The organism is Streptomyces sp. NRRL S-31, from assembly GCF_000718775.1.
GTDB lineage: Bacteria > Actinomycetota > Actinomycetes > Streptomycetales > Streptomycetaceae > Streptomyces.
On the sequence record NZ_JOCB01000075.1, the window covers coordinates 14,308 to 27,132 of the forward strand.

Annotated in this window: 11 protein-coding genes; 1 reads left to right on the forward strand and 10 read right to left on the reverse strand. The window is 70.1% G+C overall.

Translation table 11 applies throughout. From position 1 onward, the window contains the following. Positions 1–5: 5 nt before the first annotated feature. The 7 genes from mreD to IF37_RS0126515 form a co-directional block, all read right to left on the reverse strand. Complete coding sequence (mreD, locus tag IF37_RS0126485) at positions 6–683, reverse strand: rod shape-determining protein MreD (RefSeq protein ID WP_030747538.1); 678 nt, start codon at positions 681–683, stop codon at positions 6–8. A 12-nt stretch (positions 684–695) separates the two neighbouring features. Beyond that, a complete protein-coding gene (gene mreC, locus IF37_RS0126490) occupies positions 696–1,658 on the reverse strand; it encodes a rod shape-determining protein MreC (RefSeq protein ID WP_030747541.1) in 963 nt (320 codons plus the stop codon). Positions 1,659–1,825: 167 nt separating this feature from the next. Further along, positions 1,826–2,845 (reverse strand): rod shape-determining protein, encoded by a 1,020-nt coding sequence (locus IF37_RS0126495; protein ID WP_020940056.1) that lies wholly within the window; start codon positions 2,843–2,845, stop codon positions 1,826–1,828. Positions 2,846–3,116: 271 nt separating this feature from the next. Further along, the gene (gene ndk / locus IF37_RS0126500) at positions 3,117–3,530 is read right to left on the reverse strand and encodes a nucleoside-diphosphate kinase (protein WP_030747546.1); all 414 of its coding nucleotides are present in this window, start codon (positions 3,528–3,530) and stop codon (positions 3,117–3,119) included. 66 nt (positions 3,531–3,596) lie between these two features. Further along, positions 3,597–3,959: a DUF4233 domain-containing protein gene (locus tag IF37_RS0126505; protein ID WP_030747548.1), complete on the reverse strand. Its 363-nt coding sequence runs from the start codon at positions 3,957–3,959 to the stop codon at positions 3,597–3,599. 8 nt (positions 3,960–3,967) lie between these two features. Next, positions 3,968–5,479 (reverse strand): folylpolyglutamate synthase/dihydrofolate synthase family protein, encoded by a 1,512-nt coding sequence (locus IF37_RS0126510; protein ID WP_030747551.1) that lies wholly within the window; start codon positions 5,477–5,479, stop codon positions 3,968–3,970. A 188-nt stretch (positions 5,480–5,667) separates the two neighbouring features. After that, positions 5,668–8,292, reverse strand: a complete 2,625-nt coding sequence (locus IF37_RS0126515) for a valine--tRNA ligase (protein ID WP_030747554.1) — start codon at positions 8,290–8,292, stop codon at positions 5,668–5,670. 137 nt (positions 8,293–8,429) lie between these two features. Between IF37_RS0126515 and IF37_RS0126520 the strand changes: the two genes are divergently transcribed. Further along, on the forward strand, positions 8,430–9,437 hold the full coding sequence (locus tag IF37_RS0126520) for a membrane protein (protein ID WP_030747558.1): 1,008 nt from the start codon (positions 8,430–8,432) through the stop codon (positions 9,435–9,437). Between the two features lie 162 nt (positions 9,438–9,599). Here IF37_RS0126520 and clpX read toward each other — a convergent pair whose 3' ends face one another. The 3 genes from clpX to IF37_RS0126535 all read right to left on the reverse strand — a co-directional run bounded on the left by clpX (position 9,600) and on the right by IF37_RS0126535 (position 12,398). Next, positions 9,600–10,886: an ATP-dependent Clp protease ATP-binding subunit ClpX gene (gene clpX / locus IF37_RS0126525; protein ID WP_030747560.1), complete on the reverse strand. Its 1,287-nt coding sequence runs from the start codon at positions 10,884–10,886 to the stop codon at positions 9,600–9,602. Positions 10,887–11,056: 170 nt separating this feature from the next. Then, positions 11,057–11,722 carry an ATP-dependent Clp protease proteolytic subunit gene (locus IF37_RS0126530; RefSeq protein WP_030747565.1) on the reverse strand — a complete coding sequence of 222 codons (666 nt, stop codon included), beginning with the start codon at positions 11,720–11,722 and terminating at the stop codon, positions 11,057–11,059. 70 nt (positions 11,723–11,792) lie between these two features. Further along, positions 11,793–12,398, reverse strand: coding sequence for an ATP-dependent Clp protease proteolytic subunit (locus IF37_RS0126535; RefSeq protein WP_030747568.1), 606 nt, complete (start codon positions 12,396–12,398; stop codon positions 11,793–11,795). Between the last annotated feature and the right edge of the window lie 427 nt (positions 12,399–12,825).

The following is a 12,825-nucleotide window of genomic DNA, read 5'->3' on the forward strand; positions in this document are numbered from 1 at the left end:
GGCGTTCACAGCCGCTTGACCCCCTTGATGCGGCCGACCCGGGCGGAACGGGTGCGGGCCTTGGCCTTCAGCGCGCCGAGGCCGCCGCGCTGGCCGCCGATGCGCAGGCCGGTGCCCGAGGAGAGCCAGCCGGAGGAGATGTCACCGGCCTTGGCCGCGGGCCCGCTCTCGGTGAGCGGGTCGTTGTCGGAGCGGCGGGCCAGCCACATGACCCCGGGGACCACGAACGGGGCGAGCAGCAGGTCGTACAGGGCGGCGGAGAACAGCAGCCCGGTCAGGCCGACATGGCGGGCGGCGGTGTCGCCGACCAGGGCGCCCACCCCGGCGTAGAGCAGGGTGGAGCCGACGGCGGCGGCGACCACGACGGCCATCGGGCCGGTCGCCGACTTCAGCCGGCCGTTCTCCGGCCGGACGAGCCCGGCGAAGTAGCCGGTGACGCACAGCACCAGGGCGTAGCGGCCGGCCGCGTGGTCGGCGGGCGGCGCCAGGTCGGCGAGCAGGCCGGCGCCGAACCCGACGAGGGCGCCGCCGACATGGCCGTACACCATCGCCAGGCCGAGGACGGTGAGCAGCAGCAGGTCGGGCACCGCGCCGGGCAGGTGCAGCCGCGCGAGGACGCTGACCTGGATCACCAGGGCCACGACGATCAGCGCGGTGGAGAGCACGATCCGGTTGACACGCATGGGATACGGCTCCTACTGCTGCTCGTCGGTGGCGGTCGCGGTGTCGGTGCCCGTGCCGGGCGCACCGGCCGACGGGGTGACCGTGACGGTCACCGTCGGCGTCGGGACCGGCTTCGGCTTGGCCGGGAGCACGGTGTCCCGCGGGTCCTTCTTCGGGGCCTGCACGACCACACCGACGATGTCGAGCTTGGTGAAGCCGACGTACGGGGTGACGCTGAGCGTGCGGGTGAGTCCGCCGCCGGAGGGGTCGACGCGGGAGACCACGCCGACCGGGACGCCGGGCACGAACGGCCGGTCGGCCTGCGAGCCGAAGGTGACGAGCCGGTCGCCCTTCTTCACCTCCGCCTTGCCGTTGAGCAGTTCGACGCGCAGCGGGCGGTCGCCCTGGCCGGAGGCGAAGCCGAGTTCGTCGTCACCCTCCATCCGGGTGCCGACGGTGAAGTCCGGGTCGTTGGCGAGCAGCACGGTGGAGGTGCCGGGGCCGACGGTGGTGACGCGGCCGACGAGGCCGTCGCCGTTGAGGACGGTCATGTCCCGCTTGATGCCGTCGTCGGCGCCCGCGTCGATGGTGATGGTCCAGGAGAAGCCCTGTGCCGACCCTATGGCGATGACCTGGGCGCCCTTGATGCCGTACTGCCCCTCGCCGGCGATCTTCATCAGCTTGTCGAGTTGCTCCAGGCGGCTGCGGTTGCGGTCGTCGCTGCCCAGCTTGGCCTTGAGGGCCGCGTTCTCCTTCTCCAGCGCGGCGAGCCGGTCGTGCCGGCCGCCGGAGTCGCGGACGGCGGAGACGGCGTTGCCGACCGGGTCGACCGCGGAGGACAGCCCGTCCTCGACCGGGCCGAACACCGCCGCGGCGGCGTGCCGGGCGCCGTCGACCGGGGAGTTGCGTCCTCCCCGGATGTCCACCGTGATCAACGCGAACGCGATCGCGACCAACAGGACCAGGAGCAGCCGGCTCTCTTTCGTGTCCCTCACAGTGCGGCGGCCGTGCCCTTCCTCAAGTAGGAATTCGTCGGGCCTCTGGAAAACGCGAATGGTGCGGCGCAAACCGGAGCGGCCCATTTGGGGGAGCTTATGCCTCTATATCAACGATCCGCCGCACGAGAGGAGAACGTCTCGTACGGCGGAATCGAAGAGTCGCGTCATCTGCGCGGCTGGGCGTCCAGAACCTGCTGGAGTGCCTCGAACTCCTCGACGCACTTTCCGGAACCGAGCGCGACGCTGTCCAGCGGGTCCTCGGCGATGTGGATCGGCATTCCGGTCTCCCGCCGCAGCCGCTCGTCGAGACCGCGCAGCAGTGCTCCGCCGCCGGTCAGAACGATTCCGCGGTCCATGATGTCGCCGGACAGCTCCGGCGGGCACTTGTCGAGGGTGGTCTTCACGGCGTCCACGATCGCGTTGACCGGTTCCTCGATCGCCTTGCGGACCTCGGCCGCCGAGATGACGACGGTCTTCGGCAGCCCGGACACCAGGTCCCGGCCGCGCACTTCGGTGTGCTCGTCGCTGTCGAGGTCGTACGCCGAACCGATGGTGATCTTGATCTGTTCGGCGGTGCGCTCGCCCAGCAGAAGGCTGTACTCCTTCTTGATGTACTGGATGATCGCGTTGTCCAGCTCGTCGCCGGCGACCCGGATGGACTGGGCGGTGACGATGCCGCCGAGCGAGATGACCGCGACCTCCGTGGTGCCGCCGCCGATGTCCACCACCATGTTGCCCGTGGCCTCGTGGACCGGCAGTCCGGAGCCGATGGCGGCGGCCATGGGTTCCTCGATGATGTGCACCTGGCGGGCGCCCGCCTGCGAGGACGCCTCGATGACCGCGCGGCGCTCGACGCCCGTGATGCCGGAGGGCACGCAGACGACGACCCGCGGCCGGGCCAGGTACCGCCGCTTGTGGATCTTCAGGATGAAGTAGCGGAGCATCCGCTCGGTGATCTCGAAGTCGGCGATGACGCCGTCCTTCAGCGGGCGGACGGCCACGATGTTGCCCGGGGTCCGGCCGATCATCTTCTTCGCTTCGGCACCGACCGCGAGGATCCCACCCGTGTTGGTGTTGATCGCCACGACGGACGGCTCGTTCAGGACGATCCCGCGACCCCTGACGTACACCAGCGTGTTGGCGGTCCCGAGGTCGACAGCCATGTCACGGCCGATGAACGACATTGAGTTCCCCATCCGGATTCATCTGGCCGGCCTGCGTATGTGAGGGCATATCAGGTCGGCGAGGCGGGTGCTGTGACGTGAAGGCTTCCATCGTAAACGCGCCTGCACGAACACTGCGCGAGGGTCTCCGCCATTGTCACCGGATGGCGTGCCGCCCCGCTTGTGGAGACGGGCGTTCGGGGACGCGCGTTCCCTCAATCGCCGGTACTCATGCCGGGAAGAACGAGGCCCGGGAGCGGTCCCCCGATTCCCCGGCCTCGGGTCGTCCGGGTTACACGTGGCCCGGGAAGAAGAGCTTCACCTCGCGCTCGGCGGACTCCTCCGAGTCCGAGGCGTGGATCAGGTTCTCCCGGACGATCACACCGAAGTCACCGCGGATCGAGCCGGGCGGGGCGGCGATCGGGTCGGTCGGGCCGGCGAGCGCGCGCACGCCCTCGATCACCCGCTCGCCCTCCACGATCAGGGCGACGACCGGGCCGGAGGACATGAACTCGACCAGCGGCTCGTAGAACGGCTTGCCGACGTGCTCGCCGTAGTGCTGCTCCAGCGTGCCGCGGTCCAGGGTGCGCAGCTCCAGCGCGGTGATCTGCCAGCCGGCCTTGCGCTCGATCCGGCTGATGATCTCGCCGGTCAGGCCACGACGGACGGCGTCGGGCTTGAGGAGGACGAGGGTGCGCTGGCTCACGGGAGACTCCTTACGCGACGTGCGGGGTGCGGTGGGATGAGGTTACAGGGCGTATCGGGGCGCCTGTTACGCAGCGTCAGCCGTGGAGGAGGAGGACCCGGCCTGCGCCGCGAAGCGGGCCTTCGCCTCGTCCACCTTTCTCCCGAAGTGCACCGAAGCCCACCACAGGGCCGCGAAGACCGCGCCCATGAAGTACATGGTCGGGACGAAGACGCCGGAGGCGATCAGGGCGATCTGGAGGGCCCAGCCGAGGGCCACCCCGCCGGGGCGGGTCACCACACCGCACAGCAGCAGGCACAGCACCATGGCGATGCCGCTGACCAGCCACACCGTCGACCCGGACAGGTCCGGGTCCTTCATGGCGACGAGCCCGGCGAAACCGATCACGAAGAACTCGCCGAGCAGGGTCGACGCGCAGAGCGTACGCATGGTCGTCCTCAGCCCTTCCCCAGCAGCAGCCGGGCCTCGCCGACCGTGATGACGGAACCGGTGACGAGCACACCGCCGCCCGCGAACTCGCCCTCCTCCTCGGCCAGCGTGATCGCGGCCTCCAGGGCGTCCGGCAGCCGCGGCTCCACCTGCACCCGCTCGTCGCCGAACACCTCGACGGCGATCGCGGCCAGCTCGTCCGCGTCCATGGCGCGGTGGCTGGAGTTCTGGGTGACGACGACCTCGGCGAAGAGCGGCTCGAAGGCCTCCAGCAGCCCCCGCACGTTCTTGTCGCCGCTCGCGCCCACGACCCCGATCAGCCGGCTGAAGTCGAACGCCTCCCGCACCGCCTCGGCCGTGGCCGCGGCGCCCGCCGGGTTGTGCGCGGCGTCCAGCACGACGGTGGGTGACCGCCGGACGACCTCCAGGCGGCCCGGGGAGGAGACGGCCGCGAAGGCCTTGCGGACGGTGTCGATGTCCAGCGGCTCCCGGCGCTGCGCACCGACGCCGAAGAACGCCTCCACGGCGGCGAGCGCGACGGCCGCGTTGTGCGCCTGGTGCGCGCCGTGCAGCGGGAGGTACACCTCCGGGTACTCGCCGCCGAGGCCGCGCAGGGTGAGCAGCTGCCCGCCGACGGCGACCTGCCGGGCGACGACGCCGAACTCCAGCCCCTCGCGGGCGACCGTGGCGTCCACCTCGACGGCCTTCTTCAGCAGCACCTGCGCCGCGTCCACCGGCTGCTGGGCCAGGATGACGGTCGCGTCCTGCTTGATGATGCCGCTCTTCTCGCCGGCGATCTCGGCGGTCGTGCCGCCGAGCCGGTCGGTGTGGTCGAGGTCGATGGGGGTCACGACGGCCACGTCACCGTCGATCACGTTGGTTGCGTCCCAGGAGCCGCCCATGCCGACCTCGACGACGGCGACGTCCACGGGGGCGTCCGCGAAGGCGGCGTACGCCATGCCGGTGAGGACCTCGAAGAAGGACAGGCGGTACTCCTGCGCGGAGTCGACCATCTCGACGTACGGCTTGATGTCCCGGTACGTCTCGATGAACCGCTCGGCCGTGACCGGGGCGCCGTCCAGGCTGATCCGCTCGGTGACCGACTGCACGTGCGGGCTGGTGTACCGGCCGGTGCGCAGCTCGAAGGCGCCGAGCAGGGCCTCGATCATGCGGGCGGTGGAGGTCTTGCCGTTGGTGCCCGTGATGTGGATCGAGGGGTACGAGCGCTGAGGCTCGCCGAGGACGTCCATCAGCGCGGCGATGCGGGCGACCGAGGGCTCCAGCTTGGTCTCGCCCCAGCGGGTGGCCAGCTCGGCCTCGACCTCGCGCAGGGCCTTGTCGACCTCCGGGTCCTCCGGGCGCGCGGGGACGTCGGCCTGCGGGGTGCCGCCCTGGGTGCGCAGAGTGCGGCTGCCGGCCTCGATGACCGCGAGGTCGGGGTCGCGGTCGGTCTCGGCCTCGATGATCTCGTCGAAGCTGTCGAGGGGGTCGGACTGGTCGTTGCCGGGAGTGTCGCTCACGGTGCCAGTCTACGGAGCGGAACTGACAAAGGGGCCGTTCGGGGTGGCCGGGCGCCCCGGCCGGGTACAGGTGCGCCATGGCCGATCGCGCGCTCCCCGCGCTCCCGGGCAGGGGAAGGCCCCGGTGCCTCACCGGCACCGGGGCCTTCCCCGACGTCAGCCGTTCGACGCTCCCCCGCGGGGGTGACTCACGCTTCCGGCAGCCGCTCCAGCTGGGCCTGGATGCGCGTGATGTCCTCCTCGGCCTTGGCCAGGCGCGTGCGGATCTTGTCCACCACGTTCTCCGGGGCCTTGGCCAGGAACGCCTCGTTGCCGAGCTTGCCCGTGGCCTGGGCCTTCTCCTTCTCGGCGGCGGCCAGGTCCTTGGCCAGGCGCTTGCGCTCCGCGGCGACGTCGATCGTGCCGGAGAGGTCGAGGGCGACCTCGGCGCCGCCCACCGGCAGGGTGGCCGTGGCCGTGAAGGAGTCGCCCTCCGGCTGGAGGCGGAGCAGCTGGCGGATGGCGGCCTCGTGCGGGGCGAGGGCCGTGCCGTCCAGCGTCAGACGGGCCGGAACCCGCTGGCCGGGCTGGAGGCCCTGGTCGGCGCGGAACCGGCGGACCTCGGTGATGACCGACTGGAGGGTGGAGATCTCCTGCTCGGCCGCCGCGTCGCGGAAGCCGCTGTCGGTCGGCCAGTCGGCGATGACGACCGACTCGCCGCCGGTCAGCGTGGTCCACAGGGTCTCGGTGACGAACGGGACCACCGGGTGCAGCAGCCTGAGGGTGACGTCCAGGACCTCGCCGAGGACCCGCTTGCTGACCTCGGCCGGCTCGCCGCCCGCCTGGAAGACCGTCTTGGACAGCTCGACGTACCAGTCGAAGACCTCGTCCCACGCGAAGTGGAAGAGGGCGTCGGTGAGCTTGGCGAACTGGTAGTCGTCGTAGTGGGCGTCGACCTCGGCGACGACCGAGTTGAGGCGGGAGAGGATCCAGCGGTCCGTCGCCGACAGCTTCGCCGGCTCCGGCAGCGGCCCCTCCACCGTCGCGCCGTTCATCAGCGCGAAGCGGGTCGCGTTCCAGATCTTGTTGGCGAAGTTGCGGGCGCCCTGGACCCAGTCCTCGCCGATCGGGACGTCGACGCCCGGGTTGGCGCCGCGCGCCAGGGTGAACCGGAGCGCGTCGGAGCCGTACTTGTCCATCCAGTCCAGCGGGTTGACCGCGTTGCCGAAGGACTTCGACATCTTCTTGCCGAACTGGTCGCGGACCATGCCGTGCAGGGCGATGGTGTGGAACGGCGGGGTGCCGTCCATCGCGTACAGGCCGAACATCATCATCCGGGCGACCCAGAAGAAGAGGATGTCGTAGCCGGTGACCAGGACGGAGTTCGGGTAGAACTTCGCCAGCGACTCGGTCTGTTCGGGCCAGCCGAGGGTGGAGAAGGGCCACAGGCCGGAGGAGAACCAGGTGTCGAGGACGTCGGTTTCCTGGTGCCAGCCCTCGCCGGTCGGTGCCTCGTCGTCCGGGCCGACGCAGACGACCTCGCCGTCCGGGCCGTACCAGACGGGGATGCGGTGGCCCCACCACAGCTGGCGCGAGATGCACCAGTCGTGCAGGTTGTCGACCCAGTCGAAGTACCGCTTCTCCATCTCCTGCGGATGGATCTTGACCTTGCCCTCGCGGACGGCGTCGCCGGCGGCCTGGGCGAGCGGGCCGACCTTGACCCACCACTGCATGGACAGCCGGGGCTCGATGGTGGTCTTGCAGCGCGAGCAGTGGCCGACGGAGTGGACGTAGGGCCGCTTCTCGGCGACGATCCGGCCCTCGGCGCGCAGCGCGGCGACGATCGCCGAGCGGGCCTCCAGCCGGTCCATGCCCTGGAAGGGGCCGTGGACGGTGATGACGGCGTGCTCGTCCATCACGGTGATGGACGCCAGGTCGTGCCGCTGGCCGATCTCGAAGTCGTTCGGGTCGTGGGCCGGGGTGACCTTGACGGCACCCGTGCCGAACTCGGGGTCGACGTGCTCGTCGGCGACGACCGGGATGGAGCGGTCGGTCAGCGGGAGCCTGATGAGCGTGCCGACGAGGTGCTTGTACCGCTCGTCCTCGGGGTGGACGGCGACGGCGGTGTCACCGAGCATCGTCTCCGCGCGGGTGGTGGCGACGACGATGGTGTCGTCCCCCTCCCCGTACTTCATGGAGACCAGCTCGCCGTCGTCGTCCTGGTACTCCACCTCGATGTCCGAGATGGCCGTCAGACAGCGCGGGCACCAGTTGATGATGCGCTCGGCGCGGTAGATCAGCTCGTCGTCGTAGAGCTTCTTGAAGATGGTCTGGACGGCCTGGGACAGGCCCTCGTCCATGGTGAAGCGCTCACGGGACCAGGCGACGCCGTCGCCGAGGCGGCGCATCTGGCCGCTGATCTGGCCGCCGGACTCGGACTTCCACTGCCAGACGCGCTCGACGAATGCCTCGCGGCCCAGGTCCTGCCGGGACTTGCCCTCCTTGCCCAGCTCGCGCTCGACCACGTTCTGCGTGGCGATGCCGGCGTGGTCCATGCCGGGCTGCCACAGCGTCTCGTAGCCCTGCATGCGCTTGCGGCGGGTGAGGGCGTCGATGAGGGTGTGCTCGAAGGCGTGCCCGAGGTGCAGGCTGCCGGTGACGTTGGGCGGCGGGATGACGATCGTGTAGGGCGGCTTGTCGCTCTTCGCGTCCGCCTCGAAGTAACCGCGCTCTACCCAGCGCTCGTACAGCGGCCCCTCTACATCGGCCGGCGCGTACTGGGTCGGCAGTTCGGTGTCGGGCGCGGGTGGCTGCTGCTGAGCGTTCTCGGTCACGCAGGTCAGTTTAGAGGTGTCACGGGGCGGTCCCGAAACGCGTTTGTTCTGTAACGGTGCGGCCCCCGGTGCCGTGCGTTTCCCGGCCCTGGGCCAGGATGTCGGGAACACATAAACTTCTGGAGGGGAACCCAGGAATGAGCAACAACCAGCCGGGCCCGTACGGCCAGCCGCCCCAGCAGCCGGGCCCCTACGGCCAGCCGGGGCAGCCTGGGCCGTACGGCCAGCCGGGCCCCTACGGCCAGCCGCCGCAGGCTCCGCAGCCCGGCTACGGCTACCCCCAGCAGGCCCCTCCGGCGCCGCAGCCCGGGTACGGCTACCCCCAGGGCGCTCCCCAGGGCGCTCCCCAGGGCGCGCCGCAGGGCGCTCCGCAGCAGCCGGGGCCGTACGGCCAGCAGCCGAACCCCTACGGCCAGCAGCAGCCGTACGGCGTGCCGCAGCCGCCGCAGTCGGGCGGCGGGAAGAAGAAGACGGGTCTCATCGTCGGCGCCGTCGCCGTGGTGGCCGCCGTGGCGGTGGGGGCGTACTTCGTGCTCGCCGGGAGCGGCGGCGATATCACGGACGACGGTCCGCACAAGCTGGTCGCGAAGAGCTCGGTGGTCGACGGCACCTACAAGAAGTCCAACGACTCGGGGTCCGACAACGACATCACCGACTCCGACCGCTCGGACTTCGAGAAGTGGGGGGTGAAGAACCCCACCGAGGTGAGCGCCGGTTACGAGGCCGGCACCGGGCTGAGCAAGAAGGGGCTCTCCTTCAGCGGCGTCTACGGCACCATCGACGACCCCGAGGCCGTCGTCGACGCCATGTTCGCCAAGGCCAAGTCCGAGGCCGACAAGACCCAGAGCGGCTCCGACACCAAGGGCAAGCTGGTCGGCAGCCCCGAGGCCGTGAGCCCGGCGGACTTCTCGGGCGGCATCATGAAGTGCCAGATCGCCCAGATCGACAGCAGCAGCTCGTCGGCCTCGGAGTCGGGCGTTCCGGAGACCATCAAGATGCCGGTGTGCATATGGGCCGACCACAGCACCGTCGCCTTCGTGTCGGCGTACAGCGTCGCCTCCATCGCCTCCGGTGACGGCGGCTCGGTGGAGGACCTGGGCAACCTCACGGCCAAGCTCCGCAACGACGTGCGGGAGAAGATCTAGCGGTCGGGGCGCGGGCGGCGTCGCGTCTTCCGCGCAGGGGTGTCCGCCACGGGGGCGGACACCCCTTTTCGCGCGTCGGCGCCCGGTCCGGAGCCTCCGGCTCCGGAAACGCCGACGGGCAGGCACCCCGTGGGGGTGCCTGCCCGTCGGCGTGCGGTGTGCTCAGGCCGTCTTCTGCTCCCCCGAGCCCCGTCCCCGGGCGTCACGCGGGATCAGGGTCGGGTTGACGTTGGAGAGGACCACGTCGGCGGTGATGACGACACGGGCCACGTCCTTGCGGGACGGCACCTCGTACATCACGCCCTGGAGGACCTCCTCCATGATGGCGCGCAGACCGCGGGCGCCGGTCTGGCGGAGGATCGCCTGGTCGGCGATGGCCTCCAGCGCCTCGCGCTCGAAGTCCAGCTCCACGCCGTCGAGTTCGAACAGCCGCTGGTACTGCTTGACGAGCGCGTTGCGGGGCTCCACCAGGATCTGCAGGAGCGCCTCGCGGTCGAGGTTGTGGACCGAGGTGATCACCGGCAGGCGGCCGATGAACTCGGGGATCATGCCGAACTTGACCAGGTCCTCCGGCATGACGTCCTCGAAGACGTCCTTGGCCTCCAGCTCGCGCTTGGACAGGATCGTGGCACCGAAGCCGATGCCCTTCGCGCCGGCCCGGGCCTCGATGATCTTCTCCAGCCCGGCGAAGGCGCCGCCCACGATGAACAGCACGTTCGTCGTGTCGATCTGGATGAACTCCTGGTGCGGGTGCTTGCGGCCGCCCTGCGGCGGCACCGAGGCCGTGGTGCCCTCGAGGATCTTCAGCAAGGCCTGCTGCACGCCCTCGCCCGACACGTCACGGGTGATCGACGGGTTCTCGCTCTTGCGGGCGACCTTGTCGATCTCGTCGATGTAGATGATCCCGGTCTCGGCCTTCTTGACGTCGTAGTCCGCGGCCTGGATCAGCTTCAGCAGGATGTTCTCGACGTCCTCGCCGACGTACCCCGCCTCGGTCAGCGCCGTGGCGTCGGCGATCGCGAACGGGACGTTCAGCATGCGCGCCAGGGTCTGCGCGAGGAGGGTCTTGCCCGAGCCCGTGGGCCCGAGCAGCAGGATGTTGGACTTCGCCAGCTCGATCGCGTCGTCACGGCCGCTCGCGCCGCCGTTCTCGCCCGCCTGGACCCGCTTGTAGTGGTTGTACACCGCGACGGACAGGGCCTTCTTGGCGGCCTCCTGGCCGACCACGTAGCCCTCCAGGAACTCGTAGATCTCGCGGGGCTTGGGCAGTTCCTCCCAGCGCACCTCGCTCGTCTCCGCGAGCTCCTCCTCGATGATCTCGTTGCAGAGATCGATGCACTCGTCGCAGATGTACACACCGGGCCCTGCGATGAGCTTCTTGACCTGCTTCTGGCTCTTGCCACAGAACGAGCACTTGAGCAGATCGCCGCCGTCACCGATGCGTGCCACGGTGTGCTTCCCCTTCGCCTGGGAGACGCCTGGACGTCATGAGTCCAGCGGCTCCTGGTGCTGCCTTATGTCCGACGGTACCTTGCCGGGCCCGGTGTTCGGGCCCCCCTTGGCAGGGTTCACTTTGCCGTGCGCCGTGCCAAGGGAGGGCGCAAGTGCGAGGATCCGCGTCAGCGGACCGCGCTGTTGTTCAGCTTGCGGGTGGAGATGATCTGGTCGACGAGGCCGTACTCCAGCGCCTCCTCGGCCGTGAGGATCTTGTCGCGCTCGATGTCCTCGCGGACCTTCTCGATCGGCTGGTTCGAGTGCTTGGCCAGCATGTTCTCCAGCTGCTCACGCATCCGGGTGAACTCCGCGGCGATGATCTCCAGGTCCGAGAGCTGACCGCGACCGGTGGAGCCCGCCGGCTGGTGGATCAGCACGCGCGAGTTCGGCAGCGCCATGCGCTTGCCGGGCGTGCCCGCGGCGAGCAGGATGGCCGCGGCGGAGGCCGCCTGGCCCATGCAGACCGTCTGGATGTCGGGCTTCACGAACTGCATCGTGTCGTAGATCGCCGTCAGGGCGGTCATGTCGCCACCGGGGCTGTTGATGTAGATCGAGATGTCCCGGTCCGGGTCCATCGACTCCAGGCACAGCAGCTGCGCCATGACGTCGTTGGCGGAGGCGTCGTCGATCTGGACGCCGAGGAAGATCACGCGCTCCTCGAAGAGCTTCGCGTACGGGTCGTACTCGCGGATGCCCTGGGAGGTGCGCTCGACGAAGCGCGGGATGACGTAGCGGCTGTCGGGGCGGGGCCCTTCGTACATGCCGCTGGCGGCGCCGGGGAAGTTGCTCATGGGGTGTTCACCGTCCTGGTGGCGTTCTGGGTGGCTTCGGTCTCGGCGGTGCGTGGCGTGGCCGGGCCGGTCAGGCACCGGTGCCGCCGCCTCCCGGAACACCCGAGGCGTGCGTGATGATCTCGTCAATGAGACCGTACTCCTTGGCCTCTTCCGGGGTGAACCAGCGGTCGCGGTCGCCGTCGCGGATGATCGCCTCGACCGTCTGGCCGGAGTGCAGCGCGGTCAGCTCGGACATGCGCTTCTTGGTGCGCAGCAGGTACTCGGCCTGGATCTTGATGTCCGAGACCGTACCGCCGAGGCCCGCGGAGCCCTGGTGCATCATGATGTCGGCGTGGGGCAGCGCGAAGCGCTTGCCGGCGGCGCCGCCGGTGAGCAGGAACTGGCCCATCGAAGCGGCCATTCCCATGGCGATCGTCACCACGTCGTTCGGGATGTACTGCATGGTGTCGTAGATCGCCATGCCGGCCGTCACCGAGCCGCCGGGGCTGTTGATGTAAAGGAAGATGTCCTTGTCCGGGTCGGCGGCAAGGAGCAGCAGCTGTGCGGTGATCTTGTTGGCGATGTCGTCGTCAACCTGCTGGCCGAGGAAGATGATCCGCTCGTTGAGCAGCCGGTTGTAGACCTGGTCGCCGAGGCCACCACCGATGGAAGGCTCGCCGGCGGCGGAGGGCATCAGATTCGTCACGTATCCACCTGCTCGTCTTACGACGGCGCCGGGCCGTCTCACGTCGTCCTGCCGGAGGCTTGGCGGGGGGTGTCAGGAGACTCCCCTGCCCCCGTATTCATGGACCCTAACGCTCAGGCCCCTTCGGAGAATCCCGGAGATGGGAGTGTTCGCCGGGGGCGTAGCGCTCCGCGGGCGGCCGGGTGCGGTTCGTGGGTGCGGTGCGGCCGTCCCGGGGTGGTCGTCCGGTGCGGTGGCTCCGGTACGGCCGTCCGGTACGGCCGTGGGTGCGGCCGGGTCGACGCGGTCGTCCGGTACGGCCCGACCGGTGTGATCGCCGGTCGCCCGGCGGGGTCGTCCCGGTACGGCCGTCTCCCGTGAGGCCCGCCCCCCGGCCGCGGGTGCGCGCTTCCCGGGCGGGTCGCACCGGCCGGAG

Coding starts and splice junctions, on each gene's coding strand:
- mreD (WP_030747538.1), bottom strand. CDS start 683: ATGCGTGTCAACCGGATCGTGCTCTCCACCGCGCTGATCGTCGTGGCC.
- IF37_RS0126495 (WP_020940056.1), bottom strand. CDS start 2,845: ATGTCGTTCATCGGCCGTGACATGGCTGTCGACCTCGGGACCGCCAAC.
- IF37_RS0126505 (WP_030747548.1), bottom strand. CDS start 3,959: ATGCGTACGCTCTGCGCGTCGACCCTGCTCGGCGAGTTCTTCGTGATC.
- IF37_RS0126520 (WP_030747558.1), top strand. CDS start 8,430: ATGAGCAACAACCAGCCGGGCCCGTACGGCCAGCCGCCCCAGCAGCCG.
- IF37_RS0126530 (WP_030747565.1), bottom strand. CDS start 11,722: ATGAGCAACTTCCCCGGCGCCGCCAGCGGCATGTACGAAGGGCCCCGC.
- IF37_RS0126535 (WP_030747568.1), bottom strand. CDS start 12,398: ATGCCCTCCGCCGCCGGCGAGCCTTCCATCGGTGGTGGCCTCGGCGAC.